Raw genomic sequence first — 24,601 nt, forward strand, 5'->3', positions numbered from 1 at the left:
ATATGATGACTGCAACAAACTTTTCTGAACTTGAGCTTGATGAACGCCTGCTTGACGCCCTGAATGATAAAGGTTATTCCCGCCCAACAGCAATTCAGGCTGCGGCTATTCCGGCAGCAATGGACGGGCGTAATGTACTAGGATCAGCGCCTACCGGTACCGGCAAAACCGCCGCTTACCTGCTGCCAGCTATGCAACATTTATTAGATTTTCCACGCAAGAAATCTGGACCACCACGCATTCTGATCCTGACGCCCACCCGTGAGCTAGCCATGCAAGTGGCAGATCAGGCAAAAGAATTCGCTGCACATACCAATTTGGATATCGCTACCATTACTGGCGGCGTAGCCTATATGAATCACGCAGAAATTTTCAGCGAAAATCAAGATATTGTCGTCGCCACTACAGGCCGTCTGCTGCAATATATCAAGGAAGAAAACTTTGATTGTCGGGCAGTTGAAACACTAATCCTTGATGAAGCCGATCGTATGCTGGATATGGGTTTTGCCAACGATATTGAAACCATAGCGGGTGAAACCCGTTGGCGCAAACAGACCATGCTATTCTCTGCTACTCTGGAAGGGGAAGCCATCCGTGATTTTGCTGAACGTTTACTGGAAGATCCAGTTGAAATTGATGCTGAACCATCACGCCGTGAACGCAAAAAAATCCAGCAATTTTACTACCGTGCAGATAATTTAGCACACAAAACAACCTTACTTTGCCATTTACTAAAACAACCCGATGTCACTAAATCCATTATTTTTGTTCGCAAACGTGAACGTGTACATGAACTTGTGGATGAATTGCATCAAGCCGGCATTAAAGCCCGATTCCTTGAAGGGGAAATGGTACAGGCTAAAAGGACGGAAGCGGTTAAGCGCCTGAATGATGGCAGTATCACTGTTCTGGTTGCAACAGATATTGCTGCCCGTGGATTGGATATTGATGATATCAGCCATGTTTTCAATTTTGATTTACCGCGCACCGCCGATATTTATCTACACCGTATTGGCCGGACAGCTCGTGCAGGTCGCAAAGGTACTGCAATTACCTTAGTGGAAGCGCATGATCATCCTTTATTAGGCAAAATCAGTCGCTATCTGGATGAACCACTCACGTCGCGGATTGTTGATGAACTTCGCCCAACAACCAAAGCACCAAGTGACAAAGCCCACAATAAGCCATCGAAAAAAGTATTGGCTAAACGCAAAGAGAAAAAGAAAGCGGAAGAATCGAAGAAAAAAGCTAAAATACGTCATCGAGATAGCAAAAATATCGGTAAACGCCGTAAACCTTCCGGTAATCCAAAACCAGAAGCGCCAACCAATAGCAATGCGTAAATCTTTAAACGGGCCGATTGGCCCGTTAATTATAATATACAGCTTCGCATAGTAAGATTATTCTGTGAGTAAATAATAGGCTCCGAGAAAATGTTTTTTTAAATCCAACATTCCGCACCCAATTCAGGAATGTCGGGTGATACTTTTCAAAATCTACCAACTTTATGTTTTGATTATCGCCCTGTTAAAGTGATAATCAAAGTATAAGGTAAAAAAACAGACGGCTGGGAGTGATTGATGATTATTTTTACCGTTCTACTATATTCAAAAAGTCGGAAAATATCTTCTTACAATCTCTCGTCCAATTTCTATTGCTAATACCGCGTTCGGACCAACATCCCGTTTGCCATTGAACATTCGTGTGAAATGCACACCAAGGAATGGAAAATCAGGATTAGGAACAGGATATAAATAAGTTCCCATAATTATGCTCCACCTCCAACCAGCCCTTGTGTACTAAGACATACAGCCTTTTCATCCAAGCAGTCCGTAGAATCAGTGAAATAGGCTACATAACCAATATTGCTTAAAAAGAAAATAAAAAGCATAGGTGTATCGGTATTATGGAAAGCTATTTATGCGTGAAGGCAATATAAATATAACACTTATCACAAGTTTATTTTTCCACCTTTAATTTAAATTAAAGTCAAACTCAAATAAATATGAACTGTTTTTTTGAGATAAAGATAAAAGATAATTTCAATAAGTGAACATTATTTAATGTTAATTACGAGTTATACTATTTATTTTTCATAAAAACACGCCACATCAGTAAATTAATTTAATTTTTCCCCTATTAGTCATAAATAAAGAAACATTTCCTCTAAAAAATAAATAATTTAATATTTTATACCAAGCAACTTACCATAATACTTATGTCTTTTTGTTTTTCCCGACTAGGCTGCCAGATACTGTCTCCATAAATTGCTTCACTTTTCATAATAATCACTACATATAACAACACGGATGATCACGATTAATGATTTCGCTTAATAAAACCAGGTAAAATATTATAACAATGTAGATATCATTTATCACGTAAGCTCACAGTGAGAAACAAAAACGTATTTAAGGAAATATATCCAGCAACTCTGGGTTTTAGACATTGTTTATTAAGGAAAATAAATTAATATATAATATTCATAAAATACGATAAAAACATGGTGATTTGTGAATTGATCCTAATGCTTCAACCCACAATTACTGATTTAATTTATTGATCTTTAAATGAAAAATAACGGGCCAAATAGCCCGTTTTTATCTTACTTCAAATAATATCGGCTGACTTGCTGAGCTTTCAGCCAATAATTGACTTCATCATATTCCGCTTGCATCTCACAGCTCCGCGCTTTTAGCGGTGTAAAATTAAGATACATCAGGAATGTTGATTGCTGCTTGTTTTGTAATTTAGGATCAGCGCCTGACTTCAACAATATCAGCACCAGTTCCGGCGAATTAATTTTGGCTGCAATATGTAACGGAGTATCTCCAATCCGATTAGCCTGATTAGGATTAGCACCGGCGGCCAACAGTAATTCAATCTGCATTTTTCTCCCTACCTGAACCGCAACATGTAAAGGTGTTGCTAAGGTTACGGGATGTATAATATTCACATCATGCGCGACTGATAATAAAGATTTAAGATAATCAGGATTGTTGATTTTTGCAGCCGTATGTAAAGCACTTTCTTGTTGCAACCCAGGTTGAGTAGGATCAGCTCCATCCCTCAGCAAATTATTAACATCATCCATTCGCTGATTGAATATCGCCCATTGTAACGGAGTTATATTTTCTTCACTCCGCTGACCATCTAGTTCCGATTCAGGCTCAATTACTTCATTAATTTTCATCACACTTCTCTTTAATTATGCGGAAATGCTCAGATCCGGTTCATTAAGCATGACTAGAGATTCTTCTTGCTGTTCATCATTTAAAGATAACCAAGGTTTGTATATCGTTAATAATTCCAGCACCTTTTCAAGAGAATGTGCTTTTAATCCACGTATCAGATTATTAGGAAAACCTTTGCCTGATTCTTCCGAATCATCATTATATTTCAGTAAGATTTTATGTCCTATTGGCTGAGATACCGGCAGTTTTTGTTGTAATGCATCAAGTAAATCATGCTCCACAACATAATGGCGTACCAATCCATTTTCAGCGATAGCCCTACCCTCTTGAGGTGAAAAACCCAAATTTTTCATCATATTGTCAGAAACACCAGCTGAATTAAATATTACCGCAGGCTTTCCAATTGATAATGCGGCTGTCGCGGCTAATCCACCTCCCAAAGAGTGCCCAGTAAATAACAAGTTTTCCCCAAATGCTATTCTGGCAGTGCGAGCTAAATCAATTGCTTGATGATATTGAGCTTCATCAAATCCAAAACCTTGCCGTAAATTAGTTAATATATCCTTCAAATCATTAGTGCCCACAAAAGCCACTATATAGAGATCGTCATTCCGATAAATACCTGCCTGAAAACCCGTTGTTTCATCCCTTAAATTTGCCGGCTCTATTCCTGCCTTTAATAATTCACCATCAGAAAGACGAACATAATCACCTATTCCCATCGTGGTGCGTATGTAGACATCATCAGAAATTAAAGTCAACATATAATCAATCTCATGAGATTGCTTACCTCTAATTTGCTCAGACTTAATTCCTGTGATTGACTTTAAATTAACGTTAATACTCTGCTCATTAATTAATGATTGATAGACTCTATTATTTTGTTTAGTTATTTCCGAGAGGGAAAAAATTTCAGTAGTCGCTTTTTCAATATTCTGGTCTGGAACAGAAGGCGGTGTAACAAGTTGAAGATTATTTAAAACGGGAAAACTTGAATCGACTGATAGATTCATTTCAATTGATAAACTCATAAAATTCCCCTAAGGATAGCTGAAAATAATCGACGATTTAATCAGTACAACTAATCTATCGGCAGGGAACGCCATTGGGTTAAATAAATGTTTAAAATTTGTTAAATAAATTAATCAACTGTGATTCTTCTCGCTGATAACAGAGAAATTTCTACCTATTATTTGTCAATAAATAGCCAGAAAAGAGTCAAAGTGAACTGACTACTTACAACAAATACTGTTTTGGCTTCATACAATATTCAAACGATCCAGCTTATCCTTAACCACAATCTGGCCCTTCACGGTGTTAAATACCTTTAATCATTTCTATCTCTACGTTCGCACAATAAACCAAATTATCAATGAGTTATCTTGGTTATTTGGTCAAAACAATATGCCTCATTCCTATATACCCACACAAATGAGGATACTCATTGATTCAAAACAGTTAATTTCATATAGTTACTATAAAACATACTGCTACCTTACGTTTTAAATAAGTTTCTATAGCTAACCTCAAAGCAATTTTTTGGATAAACTTTCAAAAATACTTTACAACATTGAAATAGTTATCAAGAATTTAGTTTTAATGTGCATCAAAAGTTTTCCTCTGATTTTGTAATCGGTAAGCTAACATCCATTTGGTAATTATATAAAAAGGATTTACTATGTCCGCACCCCTCACATGGCACGACGTAATCGGTAACGAGAAAAAACAGCCCTATTTTCTCGACACGCTGGCCTATGTCGCAAAAGAACGTCAGGCAGGTAAAACTATTTATCCGCCACAACAGGATGTATTTAATGCATTCCGCTACACCGAATTGGCTGATATTAAGGTGGTGATACTTGGGCAAGACCCTTACCACGGCCCCAATCAGGCACATGGCCTCTCTTTTTCTGTACAACCGGGTATTCCTGCGCCACCTTCTCTGGTTAATATGTACAAAGAGCTGGCATCCGATATACCTGACTTCCAGCATCCAAATCACGGTTGCCTAGTCAGTTGGGCTAAACAAGGGGTGTTACTACTCAATACCGTACTCACCGTAGAACGTGGTAATGCACACTCCCACGCGAATCTGGGGTGGGAAACGTTCACTGATAAAGTCATTGCCGCTATCAATGAGCACCGTTCAGGTGTCGTTTTTCTGCTTTGGGGCTCCCACGCTCAGAAAAAGGGCTACTTTATTGATGCTAATAAACACCATGTTCTCAAAGCACCTCATCCATCTCCACTATCTGCTCACAGAGGGTTCTTTGGCTGCAAACACTTTTCAAAAGCCAATGCATTGCTAGAAAAACAAGGCATCGAGCCAATCAACTGGACACCTGAGTTGCCACAATAAAAAAATGCCGCCCCTGTTGGAGCGGCATTGATACTTATTACTGAACTAAAATGACTACTGAGCTAGAATTACTTTGATACAGCTACCATTGCCGGGCGTAACAAACGGCCATTTAAGGTATACCCTTTCTGCATGACCATCATGACATGATTTGGTTCATGCTGATCGGATTCCATCATGGTCATAGCCTGATGAATTTCAGGATTAAAAGGAACATTTGTGTCGCCAACAACTTCAATACCAAATTTACCCACAGCCCCAAGGAAAGACTTCAACGTCAGCTCGATGCCTTCAACCATAGGTGCTATTTCGGTATTAGTACGATCTGCCACCTCCAAAGCGCGCTCAAGATTATCAATCACTGGTAGCAGTTCATTGGCAAATCTTTCTAACGCAAACTTATGGGCTTTTTCCACATCTTGCTCAGTACGACGACGGATATTTTCAACTTCAGCCTTAGCACGCAAAATGGCATCACGTTCACGTTGTTGCGCCTGCTTGAGCTGTTCTTCCAGCTCTGCGACACGCGGATCAACAACGCTTTCTGTCTCTGATGCTTCTGCTTTATCCGCACTATTTTGCTGTTCAGATACAACTTCCATATCTTCCGAGACTTGCTCGTCAGGCATTTTTTGTTCTTTACTACTCATGAATATCTCCGCGTATTTGGCATTAATCTCGCTACTTAGCCTATTATGGGGATCTAAACTGGGGATTCAAGGGAACCCGCCGTATTGTGAGGATAAAACCTCTTGCTAGAAGGCAATTACAACGATGAATAAAAAATTCAAATGCATAGGTATTGTTGGTCATCCTCGCCACCCAGAAGCACTTGCTACTCATGAGATGCTTTATCATTGGTTAAAATCCAAAGGTTATTCTGTCATTATTGATCGTCAGGTTGCCAAAGACATTGGTTTAAAAGATGCACAAACTGGCGGTCTGACCGAAATTGGCAAACAAGCTGATTTAGCTGTCGTTGTTGGTGGTGACGGCAATATGTTGGGCGCTGCCCGGGTCCTTTCCCGTTATGACATTAAAGTCATTGGTATTAACAGAGGCAATCTAGGTTTTCTGACCGACTTAGATCCTGATAATGCTTTGCAACAACTTTCTGAAGTATTGGATGGCGAATATCGGAACGAACACCGTTTCCTACTAGAAGCTCAAGTCAGAAGAAACGGCCAGAAACCTCGTATCAGTACCGCTATCAACGAAGTCGTACTCCATCCGGGGAAAGTGGCACATATGATTGAATTCGAAGTCTATATTGATGAACGTTTTGCCTTTTCCCAACGTTCTGACGGACTAATTATCGCAACGCCAACGGGTTCCACAGCTTACTCGCTTTCCGCAGGCGGGCCAATTCTGACACCAAATCTGGATGCTATCGTCCTGGTACCGATGTTCCCACATACATTGTCTTCCCGACCATTGGTTATCAGTAGTGAAAGCAGCATCAGGCTGAAATTTTCCCAAAATAGCAACGATTATGAAGTCAGTTGCGATAGCCAAATAGTTCTACCTATACAGGATGGAGAGGATGTAGTTATTAGCCGCAGCAAACAGAAGCTCAATCTCATTCATCCTCAAGACTATAATTACTTCAACACATTAAGTACAAAACTAAGCTGGTCTAAAAAAATGTTCTAAAAAATTAGGTCTCACTACTTTACTGTATAAAAAACCAGTTTATACTGTATGAAGATACAGAGGTGTTTTTATACACAGGAGAAGTGTGATGCTCACCCAGTTAACCATTAGCAATTTTGCCATTGTTCGTGAGCTTGAAATTGACTTCCAGCCAGGCATGACAGCCATCACAGGTGAAACCGGCGCGGGTAAATCCATCGCAATTGATGCATTAGGTTTATGTCTGGGTAATCGTGGTGAGGCCAATATGGTGCGTAGCGGGGCTTCTCGTGCTGATATTTGTGCCCGGTTTTCTCTTTCTGATACGCCTTCTGCTCGCCAATGGCTAGAAGCACACCAACTTGATGACAGTAATGAATGCTTACTACGCCGTACAATAACGTCAGATGGTCGTTCCAGAGGCTTTATCAATGGCACTGCCGTACCGATTTCCCAATTACGCGAATTGGGTACCCACCTTATTCAAATTCACGGTCAGCACGCCCATCAATTACTATTAAATAACGGCCACCAAAAACGCCTGCTTGATACTTACGCTAATCAATTCAATCTGCAAAATGAAATGAAACAGGCATATCAGCAATGGCACCAAAGTTGTCAGGATCTGGCTCGATTCCAACAACAGGCGCTTGCACGTCAATCTCGTCAACAGTTACTGGAGTATCACTTAAAAGAGCTCAATGAGCTGGCACCACAATCAGGTGAATATCAAGAACAAGATAATGAATATAAACGGCTAGCAAACCGTGGTCAGCTACTATCTGTCAGCCAAACCGCACTCCAGTTACTTAGTGATAACGATGAACAAAATATTACCAGTCTGCTGAACTACGCCAAACACGAACTGGCAGAACTCATTACTATGGATGATAAATTCAGTCAATTACTCACCATGTTAGAAGAAGCATCCATTCAAATTAATGAAGTCAGCGATGAACTCCGCCATTACGGTGATCAACTGGATATGGACCCAAATCGTCTTTTTGAGCTGGAACAAAAAATTTCACAACAAATTAGAGTGGCCCGCAAACACCACGTTGCACCGGAAGAACTTCCTTCACTACATCAACAATTATTAGAAGAACAGCAACTATTGGCGCAGCAAGAAGATGACTGCACCCACCTTAGCGAGCAGGTCAATAAACACCATAAGCTGGCATTGGAAGTTGCAGAAAGATTGCATCTGGTTCGCCAACAATATGCTAAAGAACTCAGTGAACTCATTACTCACAGTATGCATCAACTCGCCATGCCTCATGGTCGCTTTACCATTGATGTCTCTTTTGCACCTGAACATCTGAATGCTGATGGTTCAGATAAAGTTGAATTTAACGTCACCACTAACCCCGGTCAGCCACACCAATCTCTCGCAAAAGTTGCTTCAGGTGGTGAACTTTCCCGTATTGCGCTGGCAATTCAGGTTATAACGGCTAAGAAAATGGAAACGTCCGCCTTGATTTTCGATGAAGTGGATGTCGGTATCAGCGGCCCAACAGCTGCAATTGTCGGCCGTCTGTTACGTGAATTAGGCGAATCTACACAGGTTATGTGCGTCACCCACCTGCCTCAAGTAGCCGGTTGTGGTCACCAACATTTTTATGTCAGTAAACAGACTGACGGTGAAGAAACTGAAACTCAAATGCAACTGCTGGATAAAAAAGCCAGATTACAAGAGCTGGCGCGGCTTCTCGCGGGCAGTGAAGTAACAAAAAATACCCTGGCAAACGCTAAAGAGCTGCTAGCAGCGTAATTTGATACAACTTTTGCGTATATTTAAGGTCATAGCTAAAGCTTGTATACCCTATGGATTTCAAGATGCATCGCGACGGGGTGAGTGAGCGTAGCCAACAAAGAGGCAACTTGAAAGATAACGGGTATAAAGGTTTTCAATTTCGTCAAGGTCTATTATTATCAACCCCCTGACTCCTAAAGGAATGTAATTACCATGCACTGTAAAATGTTGACTGCCGCTGCTATATCATTCGTTATGCTGACTGCGGGTTGCTCTACGTTGGAACGGGCTGTTTATCGCCCTGACATTAATCAGGGGAACTACCTAACACCGACTAGTGTATCAAAAATCCACAAGGGAATGACCCAGCAACAGGTAGCTTACACATTAGGAACACCCATGTTACAAGACCCGTTTGGGACTCAAACGTGGTTTTATGTATTCCGTCAGCAACCTGGGCACAAAAAAGTAACTCAGCAAACTCTGACCCTGACATTTGACAGTAATGGTGTACTGACTGACATTAAAAACGAAAATTCGCTTACCGAAGATCTTCAATAACCGAAGAAATATAGACAGTCCGTCAAAAAAATAGATAACTGACTGTCTATAGTAATTATTGAGCATTATTTTTAGCCCGCTCAGCACGCTTACGACGCATTTCTTTTGGATCAGCCAATAATGGGCGGTAAATTTCCACCCTATCACCCTCTTCCAAAATATCCGTCAACTTGACAGGACGGCTATAAATTCCGACTTTATTCTTTTGCAAATCAATATCATTACGCAAAGTCAGTAAACCTGATGCAACTATTGCCTGCTCAACAGTTGAGCCTTGAGCCAATTTCACCGTACGCAGATATTGGCGATCAGGCAATGCATAAACAACTTCGATATTGATATCAGACACGATAAACCTCGCGTGCACGCAGAGTAAAAGCCTGCACCATACTTCCAGCCAGCTCCTTAAAAATCTTACCGAAAGCCAATTCAATCAGCTTATTAGTGAATTCAAAATCAAGGTGCAACTCAACTTTACAGGCATCTTCACTCAATGGTATGAACTGCCAGCCTCCCATCAACTTACGAAAAGGCCCGTCGACCAGTTGCATATTGATGCTTTGGTTATCGGCCAGAATATTCCGGGTAACAAAAGTCTTACTTATACCCGCTTTCGAAACATCGACTGATGCAGTCATTTCGTTACTGCTAACACTCAGCACCCGACTGCCGACACACCCCGGCAAAAAATCCGGGTAAGAATCGATATCATTGACCAATTTATACATTTGTTCCACGCTGTACGGTACTAACGCAGAGCGACTAATCTGTGGCATATAATTTCCTGTAAGGCTTAATTGTAGCAAATAATATCACCTATACGTGATCAAAGAAAAAACTGTCAGCGTATAATGCAATAAACACGCATTAATCAGCAAATATGCGCGGGAAAAGATTTCTTTCACCAAAGCATTCAGTATAATGCATACACTATGACAAAGAAAAAAGCACACAAACCCGGTTCGGCAACCATTGCCATGAATAGACGAGCTCGTCACGAATACTTCATTGAAGAAGAATTTGAAGCGGGTCTCTCGTTACAAGGATGGGAAGTCAAATCACTGCGCGCTGGTAAAGCTAACATCAGCGACAGTTACGTTTTGCTCAAAGATGGCGACGCTTATCTTTTTGGTGCCACCATCACTCCGTTAAATGTAGCTTCTTCCCATGTCGTCTGTGATCCAATGCGTTCACGCAAACTCTTACTTAATCAACGCGAACTTGATTCGTTATATGGTCGAGTCAATCGTGAAGGTTATACCGTTGTTGCCTTATCTCTTTATTGGAAAAATGCTTGGTGCAAAGTCAAAATTGGCGTAGCGAAAGGCAAAAAGGCACACGACAAACGTTCGGACATCAAAGAACGTGAATGGAAATTAGACAAAGCGCGTATTATGAAGAATGCTGGGCGATAAATTCTGGCATTATGGTTTAGTATTCTGATATACTTGCGTTTAAGACACTTGGGGCTGATTCTGGATTCGACGGGATTCGCGAAACCCAAGGTGCATGCCGAGGGGCGGTTGGCCTCGTAAAAAGCCGCAAAAAAATAGTCGCAAACGACGAAAAATACGCACTAGCAGCTTAATAACCTGCGCAGAGCCCTCTCTCCCTAGCCTCCGCTCTTAGGACGGGGATCAAGAGAGGTCAAACCCAAAAGAGATCGCGTGGATGCCTTGCCTGGGGTTGAAGCGTTAAATCTAATCAGGCTAGTTTGTTAGTGGCGTGTCTATCCGCAGCTGGCAAGCGAATGTAAAGATTAGACTAAGCATGTAGTACCAAGGATGTAGGAATTTCGGACGCGGGTTCAACTCCCGCCAGCTCCACCAAATAAATCAAGGGGTTACACTAAAGTGTAGCCCTTTTTGTTTGTCCAATGTCCACTTTACGTCCATCTATTTTATTTTTATGGGCATCAATGGACACCGCTGCATTCCTTCTGGTTCATCACTGAAACTACTTAAGATGCTTGAACGTAACCCTGCGCTTATTAATGAATTAAGCTCACTTTAATACTTTCACTTTCTCCTTGTCATAATGCAAAAGGAGAAAATAATTTCAGTTCTATATATCCAGTAAAACCGGCCTTATCTAATTTTTATGATAAAGCACGGCTTTCCTCCGTGATTTTATTTTCCACGCAAAATATAATTTTTCCTTTAATATCATTGTATTGGGATTTTATCCGTGATCCTCTTTTGATCCAAAAACTGAAATTCCCTGAAAATCTTTTCAATCATTTCAGTTTGCTGCTTCTCTCACAATGCCAGTGCTGGCACGGTTTGGCTGTTCGATTCGTAGGATTTTAAAACTGAAAAAATTTTTTGATCCAAAACGTGCAGGCGGGTGCGGTGTAGTGCCGTTTTCGCCATAAATTCATTTATTTCGTCATAAGCGCAGCGAGGCAAACCGTCACTAAGGTATTTATTTGATTCTTGAGTCAGATAATACAATCAGTTAAAGTAGCACTGCTATCGGCAAAATCCGATGGTCAGGGGGTCGCAGCCTTGAACGAACATCCCACTGGTAAGGTTGTTTTCTTACCAGTGTGCCTGTTATCGCTCTTTCTATGGCGGTTCAGGCAGGGGAGGCTATGCCTCGCCGGATTGGATGTTCTCCGGTACTGCGAACCCTGTTTGAATCGCCACCACCAAAGAGGTAAGCAGGAATATGAAAAAAGACTGGCATACCGCCGATATTATCGCTGCGATACGCAAGAAGAATAAAACGCTGGCATCATTGTCCAGGGAGCACGGTTTAAGTTCTTCAACATTAGCAAATGCTTTAACGCGCCCTTGGCCTAAAGGGGAATTACTGATTGCTCAGGAAATTGGTGTCACACCTGCTGAGATATGGCCCAGTCGGTATTTTGATGAAAATAAGCAGCCTATCAAACGAACCGTCCGAAATGATTTACCAAACAATTCTGATATCACATAAGTTATTTCTATATCCAAAAAAGTAACGACAACTTTTAAATCACTAAGCTAATATAACACGCTGAATTATCAGTTTTTTATTACACTTACTGCCCATTCATTTAATATCAGAATTGTATTCAAGCTCTATGAAAGTATAAAAAAGCCCGCATGTTGCGGGCGAGATAATTGTATTTCAGACCATCATAACCCGTAGCGTTGATTGATACCGCATTTAAAAAGACATCCCAATGTTATTATGTGTATGACTCGCGGTAAACTACACTAATCTGTTGGCTATCCTCCCATACTACCGGAGCAATAACCGCTTGAACACGGGTTCAAGTCCGGTCGGGATTACCAAATTTAAGCTGTTAGATCAGTATATTGGGCCACTTAAACAAGAGTGGCTTGCTTGAGCAAAAGCGGTAAATGTTAAAGGCCACCGGGAGGTTACCCCGATGGCCTTAGCTACGTTTCCGTTATCTATTTCAGAAATGCACGGATCAGCTCTAAAAGCGCGATTAACGCTTTGAGAACGATGATAGCAGAGTCAATAAATGCTTTCACCCGTTTGCTCCAGTTGAGGAGCACGATTTACCCAGCCATTGCCTTTACATTGCCTGTCCGTCTGGTTCTCATCAATGTTAGTTGAAGTGGATCGCGCTCCGACCAAGGCTCTGAATCAGCACCACCTGTATTCAGCCAGGACTTACGAAAACTTGCGTAAGAGATACACAGGCCAAAACGCGCCTCAACTAACAGCCGTTGATTATAAGTTTATTTGGATATGATTCAATGGATTAATAGATAGGTAAAAACAAAAAAACCAACTGGTGAGGTTGGTTTTTTGTTTTTACCTTTAAGCAGGACCTCTGTTTTTGTGCTCTTAACCGGGTTGGTAGCCTCGGCCTTAGCGCGATCCACTTCAACTAACATAAGAAGTCTAATGCTTAGAATCAGAAATATCAACCTATAACATGACTATAAAACAAACAACACTGCCAGACTGAAAGTCAACCAATCACAGGCGAATATTTCTGTTTCAGCCTATCCGATTTATAGGCCGTGTTCCTTATCGCGTTGGCGTTCTCCGGCGTACCTGTGTTGTGGTGCGTATGGGCGGCAGTCTGTTCCGCCAGTGCTTTAACCACATCCAACGTCTCTAACATCAAGGTCATGACATTGATTTGCTGGCTGCCCACCCAAACCACGGGCGCGATGATTTCTTGCCTGGCACCGGCGATGCTCTGCTTAAGCAGACCAATCTTCTCTATCAGCTTTTGCCCGACTTCAATATTGGCCTCTTTCCCTACACTGGCAACGAAATTTGATGAGGTCGCCATACTATAGTCACCGTCTGCGATTTGCTGGACAGCGCCCGCCAATAGCGTAGACGTGCCCAAAACCGTGGTTTTATCCGTGGCCTGTATCGTGGTTTCCCGTGCGACTACGGTACGCGTTTCCGTGTCTGCCCTGACTTCACGGTGCATAGACAATTCATGAATAGTTTGGTCAGTCTGACGAATCCAGTGCCCTTCCTGAGTCACTCTCTGCGAGACTTCCGCCCGCTGCTGCTGCAATTGCTCGCCTGGCTTGATATCGGGCAAGGTATTGCCCTGGCTTAATGTCTGCCGGATAAAGGGCTTGTCCGGCCTGCCTGCCTCAAAGGCGATTTCAACCATCGTTCCGACAGGCGGATATTGGAACATACCGGATTCACTGCCCGCCATCGGCAAAGGCAGCGGAACAGCGTGGTAAACAGAGACAGCGGCATCCTGACCATCATCAGCCAATAATTGCACATCAACCGCATAGCGTGGCCGGAATGGGTTAGAGATATCGCCGCTGACCGTGTTTTCAGTATGTGCCTCAATGCGGGCAAATTTGGGTAAATGCAGCCCTGCCGATAATTCGGGGTAGGCGGCATCAATCTGGCGCTGCATTGGCGTTTTGGTCTGCGACTGACCGGTCAGTTTGTTGACGGCTTCCCATGTAATGACCATATTTGCATTGTTCAGATTGACCTTGTTCAGCCGGTGCTGGTTGATCTCCACGCCTGGGCGCAACGATGGGATCATAGGAATGGTCATCGTATTGCCTGCGGACTGGCGCTGGCTAAATTCATTGGGGATCTCTACCGGTTTTCCCGCAAACATCGAATGCGCCCCACTGCCCACATAAACCGAACCATCCGGCAACTGATGCCAGAGATAATCCTCAATCGAAAAAACCTGCCCAAGATTAGCCAGTAACTGATAGCCGGTACCATGATGGGTAAAATGCGGGATGGGTGTCTCCGTATAAGGAGCATCCGGTAATGTGAAAGTGAGTCCGCTGTACTCCTGCAACCAATCCGCAATCTGGCTCAGTGTTGGATGCTGAAATGAACACGACCATAATCGGTCAAACACACCAACCAATTCACGCACAAAAAGACGCTGATAACCGTTTTGGGCTGGCTGTGAACGTTCCACATAACCCGTAAACCAGCGTAATACCAAATCCGTGTAACCCACGTCCAGCCGTACCAGTTTTCCGGTGTAATCGGATGTCGTTTCCGCCGTGATAAAACCACGGCCACAGGATGACAGTTCCAGCATAATATTGGCGTCAACCAGATGAATTTCATCACCGGAAAGATAGAGCCGGTTAATCGGTGTCATTATTTAGCGGGTCCTATTTTGTCATTGATGGGTTTCAATACTTTGCTTTCAAACCAGCTTAATTTTTCCGGCGCTTCTTTTGCGGCGGCGGCCCCCTGGCCTGTTTGCTTTTTGGCCTGAATATTATCGGCAACACGGGCATCACGTTTTTCAGCAACGGATAAATGTTCACGTAAAGTAAATGTGACCTGCCATGCCTGTTTACCGTCGATCTTACTGGCATCAATAGTATGGGTGAATGTCCCGATGCGAAAGTTGATAGCACCTGCGGTCAGGTTAGCGACACGGTAGCGTTTCAGATTTCCCTTATCTTTGGCCTCCGCCAATGTAAACAGGCGTGACAACGTTTTTTGCTCAGTAAAGGGGATGATCCCCGTAACACGTAATTCCTTGGGCTTAATGCCTTGCTCCGCTACGGCGGTACTGGATGACTGGCCGCTTTGGTCTGTGTCCTGAAACATCACCGATGGGGTTACGGTCAGACTTTTTAATGGGATGGCCTCGCCATCAAGGGCCAGTGTGATAATTTGGCTCATTATGTAGCATCCTTTCTAATGCGCGAATATCGTCCCCAACAAATAATGTCGCCAACGTGTAAACAGCGTCCTGTTCGGGGGTATCCTGACACAGTTTTTCGGCAAGTAGTACGCCGTTCCCTTTCCCTGAGCATACCCAGACACGGGTCGATTTGTTCCTGACGCCATTCAGAGCGGCAGTCACTTGTTGTAAGGCGTTCTGTCTTACCGTCGTGAAGTTTGTTAATTGTGATTTCAATCCCGCAATGCTGCTGCCGGCGCTAACCTGTGTTTTAGCCTGCTCAATCAATTGCGCATTCACGGCCATGCGGCTGGTTGATGTTGAAAATGGTTGCAACGGAGGCAAACCGCTGCCCGATTTCCCAGGCAATTGCATTTTGGTGATCGCCAGACGTTCCGCTGTCTTTGCCATTCGGGTGACCTGAGAAAATACAGGCAACGGCAACACCGCTGAAAATTGGGTTAAATGCTGGATAAATTCATTATGCGTCTTCGCGCAGATCATGAGTACCACGGCGCTGATGTTTCCCGTTCCCCGGATTTTATTTGCCAGATAATTGATGGCGTTTGCCGGACTCAGGTAGTGACCGCTGTCCGCTTTCTGCCCGATACCGTATACGAACGGATGGACGGATAGCATCGAGCAATGCATTCCCGTCATATTCGGGGATATGCGCATTATTTTCCGTTGCCAATTCATCACGCGGGTTGCTCAGGCCAGTTGATATCGGGGACAGTTGAAAGGTCTACTCTGTTCACCCGCACACGATATTTTTTCCATTCCACGAGCGCTGATTTTTCGGCATCCGTGGCGATATCCAGATCAATGGCATCCTGTAAGGGTTTAATTGCCGCATCTGCCTGCTGCTGTAGAGCGATTTTCTGCTGTTCAGCCTGTTCAATTTGATGAGATTTTAGGGCTGATTTATCTGTGACCCATTGCTTATTCTCCCACTTATCAAAGGGGGTTTGGGGTGATTGCAGGGTAAGATTATCTGGCAACGCACCGATGGCGGTAATATTGATCGGCTGGCCTGTATCGGTTGCATACGCCGTTTTACCCCGATAGTCAGGCACATGTCGCCAGGATTTTTCATCTACACAACGACAAATCGCAACGTCATGCGTGTCAGGTAATTCAGGCTCATCCAGATACGCATTAGCCGCAACAGAAAAACCGCGTGGCACGTGATCCATATCGGCCCCAATATATTCCCGTGTTTCAGGATGACAACGATAAACCGCAACCCATCCGCTAACAATGGCTAACCCATCCTCATCAAACCGGGCCATTTGAATATCTGCACTATATTTAGTCATTACTTTACCCTCGTAATATAAATCACTGATTTGTTGACAGGTCGGTTTTCATTTGCGGTCGGGACCACTCTCGACGCGTCAAATGTCCATGAAATCACCCCACCACCGGCACCGGCGGCGCGACCGCCTGCCTTATACTGGTAGCTGAATGCACCAGAGGCGTTGCTCCCGCTCTCAATAGTGGGACTACCTAATGATCCTGTGATATTTCTGATCGCGTCCCCTTGAACACTCCCTAACGAACGACCCGAATCTAAACCACGTCCTCTATCCAGACCACGCTTAAATAAGCCTCTGTCATCGGGTAATTTCAGGTCGGGAAAAATTTTGGCAAGCTCAGGGTAATCTGCCGCACGGAATGCGCGTCCCTCATTGGGTTCATATCCGGCGGGTATCGGCGCAGCCGCATGCCATTCGATAGTGGCGCCAATCGGGATACCCATCGTAATCTTTTGCTCTACGGCACCGTTAGCGTTGAGAAATCTGGTGTGCAACTGTGCATCGGCATCAATCCAAATTTGCCCCGTGTCACCCCCTACACCGATACTCACCCCTTTGGCCCATCCATTTTCCCGACCACAAGAAAATGGCCCTGAATAATGCCTGCCGGGTAGCTCAGTCATATAGGTAGTCTGGTGATAGGCGCCAACATCACCCGCCATCAAACTGATATCAGACGATAGCGATTTCCCGTTAATTCTCCTGTCATTCGGTACAGCATTCATTGCCTGTTCGACGGTTTCCACTAAACCTATGTTTTTGACAAATTCATTCTTATTGGGAATATCTGCGCCGTTCTGGTTTTTAGCCAGGCGACTATTGGCGTTTTCGCTGACAACGGTTAATGCGGAATTAGTGGCATAGTCCCCTTTCGACTGTTTCCCATGTAGACCGCTTTCCAATGCCTGCTGAGTCACATATTTCCGTTTCACGCTATCAATCTCTTGATGAATAGCGGAAATATCACGGTCATTCAATGACCCTTTAATGCGCAAATCCATCACATCTCCGTGACCATCAACACCCGCAACCGCAAAGACATAATGCAGATACCCTGCCGCATCGATGTAGTTTTTAAGATCATTGGCGGCGGTGATATGAACGGCGGTTTTCCACTGGCTGACCAAATTGCCTTGATAGCTAAAATCCGCATAAACGCGGGTATCGCGCAGGCGGTTAAGTGTTTGGTCAAACGCCAACTCACCCCGCAACCCGCCGATATAAGCCAGCCCCTTTTTGACCGTGTACTGGTCACCACGACGAACCACGGAAAATCCATCACCGAAAAACGCCGCCTCACCGTAACTGTCGGTATTCATCAGACGCTGCATTTCATCGATGCCAGATAAACGGGCGGTAAAATCAATCTGCCAGGTTTCCGCCGTAGTCGTAATAGCCGTCTCTTTGGCTGCCCCTTCAAACTCTAGCAAGAAAGAGCGGGTGAATACATTTCCCTGTAATCCGTTAGCGGTCTTAATTTTTTTCTGAGTTGGGGCATGGGTAATCATGCCAATAATGCCAGAAGCCTTATTTATCAGACCAATCCAGTTAAAATCAAAATGACCGGCTTCCGTTCCCAATGTGACACTGTAGGCTACCGCATTTTCGCTAGCTAACCCTGTTTTATTAACAGCCTGACGATGCACAATATGACTTTCTGCGGGTAATTTCTCATCGCGATTAATGGCAAGAGTGGGATCTAAATCCGGCACATAAGCAAAAACAAACTCATCCAAAACCACGGGTTTTCCCGCCGCGGCCTGCTGCGCTTTCCATTTCTCAAAGTCTACTGTAATCACTGATGCCATATTATTTCCTTATAATGATGCACCGTAGGTCATATTAGGTGCAGTAATCTCCTTTAAACTGGCGCTATCAAAAACGGACTCACCCGACATGTAACCCACTTTTAATAGCAAGGACGGCGAGGACATAGCCGCGTAATAACAGCAATATTCCGCGCCTAAACTGCCCACATGCATAAACAGTTTTTTATTCGTCATCACTTCAAAACGGTAGCGGCGGCAAGTGCGGCCATACTGATGAATGATGCTCATCAGCAAATCAGGGTTTTCAGCGACTTGTCCGTCACTGACGCGCAAAATAATCACATCCCAATCTATCGCCGGTTGTCGTTCCAGTAATTCAACATGGCCGACACCTAAACGTTCAAAGATAGCGATAAATCCCGCGACACTGCCCGCCTCTCTGGCATTAATAAACGCGTATTTCACCCGTTTACGAAATAATGTCAGCGGTTCACCGTTAAAGCGCTGGATGTCCCGCTGATAGGCCAACATCGGCAGTAATTCCGCCGAACAAGTTTCCGCATCCAATTGGGCTAACGGCCATGTCAACCAGCGGTAAATCATTGACCAGAACTCACGCGCGGCCCAAAGCAGTTTGGCGGGTTCTCCCTTATCCATCCATGACGGCAAGGCCAGCCGCTTGAGTCGTTCCTTGAATTCAGACATTCTTCACCTCAATTATCAGTGATTGCAGCCTGGGCACACTTAAATCACTCAGAATGTCACCCAATGAAAAGGTCAGCGATTCAATCTCGGCAAATTCACGGTGTATTTCTCGTCCCAAGTTGGAAAAGGAAAATCGGGCATACGGCCAGGTTTTTTTCACGTGATATTCCCTGTTTTCCCGAAAGGCGCAGCGGATCAGGTTTTCAACATCCGTTTTTAATGTTGTTACCTGTTCCTGGCTGTAGTTCGCCAGATTTGCCACAAACAGCATGACCGATAATTCATGGTGCGTTTCGGGCATCGGCAGACACTGCATATCATCCCCATGCCCATGATGACCCTGATGGGTGATGTAATCGTTCACTGCCTCAATAAAGGGCTGGCTGATGACCCCAGAATCCAGCAACAAATAGGCGTTTGCCGTTCCGGCGCCACGAGGCGCATCATGCAGGAAAAAAATGCGGTCAATGCTTAAGCCTGCCACAGCGGCAATCATGCCACGGTAAACCGCATCAGTATGATAGTTGCCCACCCAGTTATATTGGTTGCGGCAGCGGTCACGCAAATCATCATCGGATTCGGCATCTGAACCGGGCATCAATAGCCAACCCTCTTCATTCTGTACTCGCTCAATGCCGGACACTGCCACGGGCAGGATACGAAAATAACCGGGGGCAAGGTTGAAAGCACCGCCTGCGGCTTCTGCTCTGACAGGCAATAAGGCACTGGACACATTGTCGGCCATCACTACGCTTTCCGTGGTGCTGACGCGATAGATTTCGCCATTAATGCGTTCAGTCTGGATCACCGTTCCGGCGGGCACGGTCACCATCGATGCACCTGCGGTTTTATAGAAGCGGAGCACACCCTGCGCAGCGGATGCGGGTTTACGTTTCAGGTTGACGCCCCACGCAAACATATCCAGCCATGTGCCCGATGCGGTCGCCAAATACATATTTTTTAGGGTGACATGGATTAACACCGCTTTCAGCCATAACACAGGGCGTGTCACTAGGGTGTTAATCAACCGCCAAAACGGGGACATCCGCGAGGTGTTGGTCACCAACCCGGCTTCATCGACCACTTTAGCGAATGCCGTGCTGATGTCGGCTTCCGTGGTTGGCATCCCGCTATCACGTAAGACCTTTTCATAATCAATCGTCGGTTTCGTTTCCACTGCTCACACTCACGTTAATACGGCCAAAATCATAAGTTTCGGCGGTTATCCATAACTTAATGGGTGATTCTTCATTAATGATGACGGTTCCCGGAATAATCCGCTCATCGTCTTCGACCAGTATGCCTATCTGTGTGTGAATGTCTGCCCGTAATGTTGGGCTGCGTTCGGCGATAAGTTCAGTTGCCAGACCACTTTCAATAATAGCGTGTACACAATCCTGACCGATAGAAACACGGTTATGACAGAAATGCGGTTCATTCCCTGAATTAAGTGTAAAATTGCGCTCGTTAATGAATAAATCAATATATTTCGGCTCATCCATGTGCCACTTGTTCCCATTCCGTTAATTGCTCCGGTGTCATCCCGTTGGAAATATTCAACGTCACATTTTCAATTCGGCGACTGTTATCATTGATGGTCTGTGAATGGGTTGTTATCCCTTTTATCATGCCATTCTTACCGATACCCTGCTTTTTCCCGCCCGTTAATGCACGCTCGTTTTCTGGCGGTTTAATCGCTTGCACAGGCTGGATCATGGCTTTAGGTTGCCCCTGAAAAATACCCTTGGATTGCGTCATCAATTTTGGGGGATTTTCCCCTATGCCCATATTGGGAGCCGTCGCTTTTCCCATTGGTTCAGCGACTATTTTTTCAATGGCCTGGGTTTCAATATTGATACCGGGAATAGCATTTAATTTATCGATAATCCAATGGTAGCTGTCGGAAAAGGATTTCATCAGCCAATCCCATAAGCCGCCGAAAATATTGCCGATACTCTCCACAATGCCCGAAAAGGTATCCGCCAGTGAAAAACGGCTAAACCCGTTACACAGGTTATTCCAACCCTCGGCGATCCCATCCCAAACCGCACTGAATATCCCGCCAACCCATTTCACATACGCCGCCACCATCTTAAAGACGGCTGTGTTCATCATGGCCGCTTTGATGGCATCCCAATGCCTGATAAGCAGATAAATGCCAACAGCCAGCAACGCGATAGCGGCAATAATCAGTAAGATCGGCCAGGTCATAAAGCTGAATGAAATACCCGCTAAAAAGGCCGCCATCCTGACAGCCAACAATACCCCATGTAACACGCGCAATGTGGTGTTCCATGCAATAATGGCCGCGTTATAGAGCCACACCGCCGCCGTACCTAGTTTCATAACGAGCGTACAAGCCGCCCAAATCCCCTTAAGGCCAATCCAGATAAATTTAGATACGCCCATGACGAGATTGGCGGCAGCCCCCGCAGCGGCAAAACTCAGAATACTGAGAGTGATATAACCGACCCAGCGGGCGATATTCGAAAACAGTTTCAGCCAGCGCACCAGTAATTGACCGGCATTAGCAAGCCTATTGACCCGTGAAGAGATAACCGGGAGCACTGTTGAACCTACGGCAATACGGATATTCTGCCAAATAGCATGTAACCGCGCCCACGGGTTCGCCATCCGCTCGGCTATTTCACGAGCACGTTTCAGGCCATCATTGGCCCCTAACGCCGAAATATTCTTACGCAGCATATCCACATTGCCATACAATTGTTTTACGACAATGGCAGAATCGCCAAACGCCTCCTCAATTTCCTTTTGTGCCTTGAGATTGCCCTCAATGTTCCTGCCATATTTGGTCTGTAGCTTTTCCAACATTTCCGGCAGGGTTAGCATATGACCAGACGCATTAACAAAGCTGATACCGAGTTTTTTCGCACCCTCAGCGGCATCAGTCAAAAACGATTCATAAACACTACTGGACTCTGTACCCAATGAACGGTGCAATTCCCCTAATACCGCCAATTGTTCATCAATACCTACCCCGAAATGCGTTCCTGCTGCGCGGGCCCCTTCCATCAAATCCGCGATTTCCTCCATACTGGCGCCAAATGTTTTCGACATGATGATGGCTTTTCCCGCCAGTTCCTCAGCAAACTGAATATTCCCCACGGCTTTAGCATGGCTGGAAAAATTCGAAAACATCTGCCCCATATATTTAGTCGTATCTGCCGCGCTGGATTTCAAGGCAGCGGCGGTGATATGGGTGATGTTAGTCATCTGCGGTAAGTCATTTTGTGACAGTTCGCTAATCTTCTTACTGATTTCCGCCGTTGATTGCACAAATTCAATCGATGACTTGCCATACAATGAACTGAATTTCATGGCATCCGCCGCCACTTTCGCCATCACGCCACTATCAACCCCTTGGAGTGATGCCTCTGTCATCGCATCATCCCATTGAATAGCCGGATCAAGCCCCCCCTTAATTGACCAGAATGTCCCCGCTAACCCTGCGCCGCCGACTGCAATTTTTTCAAACGCCGTTTGTGATACTTTGGCAAACCCAGAAACGGCCGCTTTCGCACTGGCAAGCGGTTGTGTCAGTTTATCAATTAGGCTTAATGTAAAATCTAATTGCCTCATGGTTCACCCTTTAATGCCAATGCAATACCATTCGCGGTTGCGATCCGCATATTTTCCCAATAACGATTATCCAGCCAAATTGCACGGGCTAAATTGTCCGTATTATCATTCTCATTCGGTAAATAATGACGGCGCAATATTAATGCTTGTTCAAATAGGCTGTTATCAATGGATTTAACCCGCGTATTTAGTTTTTTATTTCAATTTCCAGTTTTGGCGCATATTCGGCATTGACCTTTTCAACGATTTGCATCGCAGCACCGGGTATTTTTAACCATTCATCTAAAATTGATTTAGACGCAGGCTGAACAATACGACGCAAATAGGTAACAATGGGGACAACCTTATTATCCATTGCCATATCGTTAATCATGCTATTATAAGCAACAATATTTGGCTCGAATGTAATTTCATTTTCACCGACAATTAAAGTAATGACTTTATTTTCTTTGCTCATAGGTTAATTCCTTTCTTTTATTAATTTCATCCACTAATTGATTATGCCGTGCGGCGCAATGACCATATAATTTGGAATAATCCATTATAACATTTGCCAGATTATTTCCGGTTGTTCCCGTCAGTTTCGGTAATCTGTCCTGACATTTTGTCAGTAAGTTTTCCTGATAGTGTTCGTTCAATACTTTCGGCTGTATCGTTGTACATCCTGACAAATTCAGGGCTAACGCACACATGAGTAAAAACAGGCCGAACCATTTCAGTATGAATCTCTCGTGGGGCGGCATGGGCTATCCCTTCTAACTTATTTTCCAATTGTCGGGCGGATACACTGGAAATGTGTTGCAGTTCCTGCCTGATTTTTCCCCCTGCGGCATCCGCTGCCCGTGTGATATTCAACTCCAGACTGTCACGGTAATAATGGTTTACTCGCCAGCCTGCACAGAATGCCAATGCCAGGAAAGTCAAATACAGCATCCGGGCATTGAACATCATTTCGCCCCATTATGCGCCAGTGAGAAATGATTGCCGTCCGGCCGAGAAAATCGCCCGCCCCACGTGCCGCCAAGAGATTCCCAATATTCTCCTAACGGTAAATAAGCATGACTGTTTGTCTGGTACTCGCCCCCGATAAATAAATTCAGATCTATCGCCAGCCGCTGAATATGCAGGCTATTGGCAATGCCTTTCCCTATCTGAGCGTTTAACTTCGCTTGTTCTGGTGTACGATAAGCCTCGCCTAAAGTCAGGCGATAACCGTGTTCGTCCGCCCATAAGATCAATTGTGCGACCAGTACCGCAAATAATTGCTGTTTTTCACTCAGTGTCATTTCTTTAACTTCCCTGTTAACAAAGCGCTGCCGCGCTTGCGTAGCCAAACTTCAATTAACTGATAGCCGGCAATCCCTAATGCGCTGCCTATCCCAGTCACCGCTATCGGGCTGATGCCCGGCCACCAAATCAGCAATACCCCCGCCATCACTGACACAGCCGACCCTAAGATAATCCGGCCAATGAAAAGCCGCAGGGTGATCGGCTCATCGCCTGTTAGCATCTTTCCTAACGCAATCAGTGCCCCCAATAGCACCAGCGTCACAAAGGTTTTCTCATGCTCTTCCATGAACACGCCTCT

Annotated in this window: 28 protein-coding genes, 1 other RNA gene and 1 pseudogene; 8 read left to right on the forward strand and 22 right to left on the reverse strand. The window is 44.5% G+C overall.

Going from position 1 to position 24,601, the window contains the following annotated elements:
• The first annotated feature begins 5 nt into the window (after positions 1–5).
• Entirely contained in the window at positions 6–1,343 is a 1,338-nt protein-coding gene (gene srmB, locus LGZ98_RS01395) for an ATP-dependent RNA helicase SrmB (protein ID WP_262977596.1), read from the forward strand.
• A 306-nt stretch (positions 1,344–1,649) separates the two neighbouring features.
• On the opposite strand, the pseudogene LGZ98_RS01400 reads toward srmB, so the two are convergent.
• From LGZ98_RS01400 to LGZ98_RS01410, 3 genes and pseudogenes are all read right to left on the reverse strand, one after another.
• A pseudogene (locus LGZ98_RS01400) lies at positions 1,650–1,751 on the reverse strand (hypothetical protein); the annotation flags it as partial.
• A gap of 854 nt (positions 1,752–2,605) precedes the next feature.
• Complete coding sequence (locus LGZ98_RS01405; RefSeq protein WP_113044327.1) at positions 2,606–3,193, reverse strand: ankyrin repeat domain-containing protein; 588 nt, start codon at positions 3,191–3,193, stop codon at positions 2,606–2,608.
• 15 nt (positions 3,194–3,208) lie between these two features.
• On the reverse strand, positions 3,209–4,225 hold the full coding sequence (locus tag LGZ98_RS01410) for a Tle-like phospholipase domain-containing protein (protein WP_113044326.1): 1,017 nt from the start codon (positions 4,223–4,225) through the stop codon (positions 3,209–3,211).
• Between the two features lie 647 nt (positions 4,226–4,872).
• Here LGZ98_RS01410 and ung point away from each other — a divergent pair.
• Entirely contained in the window at positions 4,873–5,553 is a 681-nt protein-coding gene (gene ung / locus LGZ98_RS01415) for a uracil-DNA glycosylase (protein ID WP_113044325.1), read from the forward strand.
• A gap of 68 nt (positions 5,554–5,621) precedes the next feature.
• Here the strand turns inward: ung and grpE are convergent, their stop codons facing one another.
• A complete protein-coding gene (grpE, locus tag LGZ98_RS01420) occupies positions 5,622–6,203 on the reverse strand; it encodes a nucleotide exchange factor GrpE (protein ID WP_011147556.1) in 582 nt (193 codons plus the stop codon).
• Positions 6,204–6,327: 124 nt separating this feature from the next.
• Here grpE and nadK point away from each other — a divergent pair, with 124 nt between their 5' ends.
• The 3 genes from nadK to bamE all read left to right on the forward strand — a co-directional run bounded on the left by nadK (position 6,328) and on the right by bamE (position 9,499).
• Positions 6,328–7,206, forward strand: a complete 879-nt coding sequence (gene nadK / locus LGZ98_RS01425) for an NAD(+) kinase (protein WP_113044324.1) — start codon at positions 6,328–6,330, stop codon at positions 7,204–7,206.
• An 88-nt stretch (positions 7,207–7,294) separates the two neighbouring features.
• Complete coding sequence (gene recN / locus LGZ98_RS01430) at positions 7,295–8,956, forward strand: DNA repair protein RecN (protein WP_113044323.1); 1,662 nt, start codon at positions 7,295–7,297, stop codon at positions 8,954–8,956.
• A gap of 195 nt (positions 8,957–9,151) precedes the next feature.
• Positions 9,152–9,499 carry an outer membrane protein assembly factor BamE gene (gene bamE, locus LGZ98_RS01435; protein WP_228901018.1) on the forward strand — a complete coding sequence of 116 codons (348 nt, stop codon included), beginning with the start codon at positions 9,152–9,154 and terminating at the stop codon, positions 9,497–9,499.
• Between the two features lie 55 nt (positions 9,500–9,554).
• On the opposite strand, the gene LGZ98_RS01440 is transcribed toward bamE, so the two are convergent.
• Both LGZ98_RS01440 and LGZ98_RS01445 read right to left on the reverse strand, forming a co-directional pair.
• Positions 9,555–9,848 carry an RnfH family protein gene (locus tag LGZ98_RS01440; RefSeq protein ID WP_112872052.1) on the reverse strand — a complete coding sequence of 98 codons (294 nt, stop codon included), beginning with the start codon at positions 9,846–9,848 and terminating at the stop codon, positions 9,555–9,557.
• The gene (locus tag LGZ98_RS01445; RefSeq protein WP_112872053.1) at positions 9,841–10,275 is read right to left on the reverse strand and encodes a type II toxin-antitoxin system RatA family toxin; all 435 of its coding nucleotides are present in this window, start codon (positions 10,273–10,275) and stop codon (positions 9,841–9,843) included. The genes LGZ98_RS01440 and LGZ98_RS01445 overlap by 8 nt, the downstream gene beginning before the upstream one ends.
• Before the next feature lie 156 nt (positions 10,276–10,431).
• On the opposite strand from LGZ98_RS01445, the gene smpB reads away from it, so the two are divergent.
• From smpB to LGZ98_RS01460, 3 genes are all read left to right on the forward strand, one after another.
• A complete protein-coding gene (gene smpB, locus LGZ98_RS01450; RefSeq protein ID WP_015833415.1) occupies positions 10,432–10,914 on the forward strand; it encodes an SsrA-binding protein SmpB in 483 nt (160 codons plus the stop codon).
• Between the two features lie 50 nt (positions 10,915–10,964).
• Positions 10,965–11,328: a transfer-messenger RNA gene (ssrA, locus tag LGZ98_RS01455) on the forward strand.
• A gap of 841 nt (positions 11,329–12,169) precedes the next feature.
• On the forward strand, positions 12,170–12,439 hold the full coding sequence (locus LGZ98_RS01460) for a helix-turn-helix domain-containing protein (RefSeq protein WP_046975142.1): 270 nt from the start codon (positions 12,170–12,172) through the stop codon (positions 12,437–12,439).
• Positions 12,440–12,903: 464 nt separating this feature from the next.
• On the opposite strand, the gene dinQ is transcribed toward LGZ98_RS01460, so the two are convergent.
• The 16 genes from dinQ to LGZ98_RS01535 all read right to left on the reverse strand — a co-directional run bounded on the left by dinQ (position 12,904) and on the right by LGZ98_RS01535 (position 24,589).
• The gene (dinQ, locus tag LGZ98_RS24175; RefSeq protein ID WP_390904640.1) at positions 12,904–12,975 is read right to left on the reverse strand and encodes a damage-inducible type I toxin DinQ; all 72 of its coding nucleotides are present in this window, start codon (positions 12,973–12,975) and stop codon (positions 12,904–12,906) included.
• 458 nt (positions 12,976–13,433) lie between these two features.
• Positions 13,434–15,083, reverse strand: a complete 1,650-nt coding sequence (locus LGZ98_RS01465; protein WP_046975141.1) for a type VI secretion system Vgr family protein — start codon at positions 15,081–15,083, stop codon at positions 13,434–13,436.
• Positions 15,083–15,619, reverse strand: coding sequence for a baseplate complex protein (locus LGZ98_RS01470; protein WP_046975140.1), 537 nt, complete (start codon positions 15,617–15,619; stop codon positions 15,083–15,085). The genes LGZ98_RS01465 and LGZ98_RS01470 overlap by 1 nt, the downstream gene beginning before the upstream one ends.
• Entirely contained in the window at positions 15,591–16,298 is a 708-nt protein-coding gene (locus tag LGZ98_RS01475; RefSeq protein WP_229015686.1) for a hypothetical protein, read from the reverse strand. Before LGZ98_RS01475 ends, LGZ98_RS01470 begins: the two co-directional genes overlap by 29 nt.
• Before the next feature lie 20 nt (positions 16,299–16,318).
• Positions 16,319–16,939: a tail fiber assembly protein gene (locus tag LGZ98_RS01480; RefSeq protein WP_262977597.1), complete on the reverse strand. Its 621-nt coding sequence runs from the start codon at positions 16,937–16,939 to the stop codon at positions 16,319–16,321.
• The gene (locus LGZ98_RS01485; protein ID WP_052760829.1) at positions 16,939–18,747 is read right to left on the reverse strand and encodes a phage tail-collar fiber domain-containing protein; all 1,809 of its coding nucleotides are present in this window, start codon (positions 18,745–18,747) and stop codon (positions 16,939–16,941) included. The genes LGZ98_RS01480 and LGZ98_RS01485 overlap by 1 nt, the downstream gene beginning before the upstream one ends.
• A gap of 9 nt (positions 18,748–18,756) precedes the next feature.
• Complete coding sequence (locus LGZ98_RS01490) at positions 18,757–19,413, reverse strand: phage tail protein (protein WP_046975137.1); 657 nt, start codon at positions 19,411–19,413, stop codon at positions 18,757–18,759.
• Positions 19,406–20,590 (reverse strand): baseplate J/gp47 family protein, encoded by a 1,185-nt coding sequence (locus tag LGZ98_RS01495; RefSeq protein ID WP_262977598.1) that lies wholly within the window; start codon positions 20,588–20,590, stop codon positions 19,406–19,408. The genes LGZ98_RS01490 and LGZ98_RS01495 overlap by 8 nt, the downstream gene beginning before the upstream one ends.
• Positions 20,568–20,915, reverse strand: a complete 348-nt coding sequence (locus LGZ98_RS01500) for a DUF2590 family protein (protein WP_046975136.1) — start codon at positions 20,913–20,915, stop codon at positions 20,568–20,570. Before LGZ98_RS01500 ends, LGZ98_RS01495 begins: the two co-directional genes overlap by 23 nt.
• Positions 20,908–23,013, reverse strand: a complete 2,106-nt coding sequence (locus LGZ98_RS01505; protein WP_262977599.1) for a phage tail tape measure protein — start codon at positions 23,011–23,013, stop codon at positions 20,908–20,910. Before LGZ98_RS01505 ends, LGZ98_RS01500 begins: the two co-directional genes overlap by 8 nt.
• Positions 23,010–23,150, reverse strand: coding sequence for a DUF6890 family protein (locus LGZ98_RS01510; protein WP_158537808.1), 141 nt, complete (start codon positions 23,148–23,150; stop codon positions 23,010–23,012). Before LGZ98_RS01510 ends, LGZ98_RS01505 begins: the two co-directional genes overlap by 4 nt.
• Positions 23,151–23,200: 50 nt before the next feature.
• Positions 23,201–23,470 carry a putative phage tail assembly chaperone gene (locus LGZ98_RS01515; RefSeq protein ID WP_046975134.1) on the reverse strand — a complete coding sequence of 90 codons (270 nt, stop codon included), beginning with the start codon at positions 23,468–23,470 and terminating at the stop codon, positions 23,201–23,203.
• Positions 23,454–23,651 (reverse strand): hypothetical protein, encoded by a 198-nt coding sequence (locus tag LGZ98_RS01520; protein ID WP_228901008.1) that lies wholly within the window; start codon positions 23,649–23,651, stop codon positions 23,454–23,456. The genes LGZ98_RS01515 and LGZ98_RS01520 overlap by 17 nt, the downstream gene beginning before the upstream one ends.
• Positions 23,572–23,964 (reverse strand): hypothetical protein, encoded by a 393-nt coding sequence (locus LGZ98_RS01525; RefSeq protein ID WP_082111228.1) that lies wholly within the window; start codon positions 23,962–23,964, stop codon positions 23,572–23,574. Before LGZ98_RS01525 ends, LGZ98_RS01520 begins: the two co-directional genes overlap by 80 nt.
• Positions 23,961–24,299, reverse strand: a complete 339-nt coding sequence (locus tag LGZ98_RS01530; protein ID WP_046975132.1) for a M15 family metallopeptidase — start codon at positions 24,297–24,299, stop codon at positions 23,961–23,963. The genes LGZ98_RS01525 and LGZ98_RS01530 overlap by 4 nt, the downstream gene beginning before the upstream one ends.
• On the reverse strand, positions 24,296–24,589 hold the full coding sequence (locus LGZ98_RS01535; protein WP_046975131.1) for a phage holin family protein: 294 nt from the start codon (positions 24,587–24,589) through the stop codon (positions 24,296–24,298). Before LGZ98_RS01535 ends, LGZ98_RS01530 begins: the two co-directional genes overlap by 4 nt.
• Positions 24,590–24,601: the final 12 nt, after the last annotated feature.

The organism is Photorhabdus kayaii, assembly GCF_025384895.1.
Lineage (GTDB): Bacteria > Pseudomonadota > Gammaproteobacteria > Enterobacterales > Enterobacteriaceae > Photorhabdus > Photorhabdus kayaii.

Coding starts and splice junctions, on each gene's coding strand:
- srmB (WP_262977596.1), top strand. CDS start 6: ATGACTGCAACAAACTTTTCTGAACTTGAGCTTGATGAACGCCTGCTT.
- LGZ98_RS01405 (WP_113044327.1), bottom strand. CDS start 3,193: ATGAAAATTAATGAAGTAATTGAGCCTGAATCGGAACTAGATGGTCAG.
- LGZ98_RS01410 (WP_113044326.1), bottom strand. CDS start 4,225: ATGAGTTTATCAATTGAAATGAATCTATCAGTCGATTCAAGTTTTCCC.
- ung (WP_113044325.1), top strand. CDS start 4,873: ATGTCCGCACCCCTCACATGGCACGACGTAATCGGTAACGAGAAAAAA.
- grpE (WP_011147556.1), bottom strand. CDS start 6,203: ATGAGTAGTAAAGAACAAAAAATGCCTGACGAGCAAGTCTCGGAAGAT.
- nadK (WP_113044324.1), top strand. CDS start 6,328: ATGAATAAAAAATTCAAATGCATAGGTATTGTTGGTCATCCTCGCCAC.
- recN (WP_113044323.1), top strand. CDS start 7,295: ATGCTCACCCAGTTAACCATTAGCAATTTTGCCATTGTTCGTGAGCTT.
- bamE (WP_228901018.1), top strand. CDS start 9,152: ATGCACTGTAAAATGTTGACTGCCGCTGCTATATCATTCGTTATGCTG.
- LGZ98_RS01445 (WP_112872053.1), bottom strand. CDS start 10,275: ATGCCACAGATTAGTCGCTCTGCGTTAGTACCGTACAGCGTGGAACAA.
- smpB (WP_015833415.1), top strand. CDS start 10,432: ATGACAAAGAAAAAAGCACACAAACCCGGTTCGGCAACCATTGCCATG.
- LGZ98_RS01460 (WP_046975142.1), top strand. CDS start 12,170: ATGAAAAAAGACTGGCATACCGCCGATATTATCGCTGCGATACGCAAG.
- LGZ98_RS01465 (WP_046975141.1), bottom strand. CDS start 15,083: ATGACACCGATTAACCGGCTCTATCTTTCCGGTGATGAAATTCATCTG.
- LGZ98_RS01470 (WP_046975140.1), bottom strand. CDS start 15,619: ATGAGCCAAATTATCACACTGGCCCTTGATGGCGAGGCCATCCCATTA.
- LGZ98_RS01475 (WP_229015686.1), bottom strand. CDS start 16,298: ATGCGCATATCCCCGAATATGACGGGAATGCATTGCTCGATGCTATCC.
- LGZ98_RS01480 (WP_262977597.1), bottom strand. CDS start 16,939: ATGACTAAATATAGTGCAGATATTCAAATGGCCCGGTTTGATGAGGAT.
- LGZ98_RS01485 (WP_052760829.1), bottom strand. CDS start 18,747: ATGGCATCAGTGATTACAGTAGACTTTGAGAAATGGAAAGCGCAGCAG.
- LGZ98_RS01490 (WP_046975137.1), bottom strand. CDS start 19,413: ATGTCTGAATTCAAGGAACGACTCAAGCGGCTGGCCTTGCCGTCATGG.
- LGZ98_RS01500 (WP_046975136.1), bottom strand. CDS start 20,915: ATGGATGAGCCGAAATATATTGATTTATTCATTAACGAGCGCAATTTT.
- LGZ98_RS01505 (WP_262977599.1), bottom strand. CDS start 23,013: ATGAGGCAATTAGATTTTACATTAAGCCTAATTGATAAACTGACACAA.
- LGZ98_RS01515 (WP_046975134.1), bottom strand. CDS start 23,470: ATGAGCAAAGAAAATAAAGTCATTACTTTAATTGTCGGTGAAAATGAA.
- LGZ98_RS01525 (WP_082111228.1), bottom strand. CDS start 23,964: ATGATGTTCAATGCCCGGATGCTGTATTTGACTTTCCTGGCATTGGCA.
- LGZ98_RS01530 (WP_046975132.1), bottom strand. CDS start 24,299: ATGACACTGAGTGAAAAACAGCAATTATTTGCGGTACTGGTCGCACAA.
- LGZ98_RS01535 (WP_046975131.1), bottom strand. CDS start 24,589: ATGGAAGAGCATGAGAAAACCTTTGTGACGCTGGTGCTATTGGGGGCA.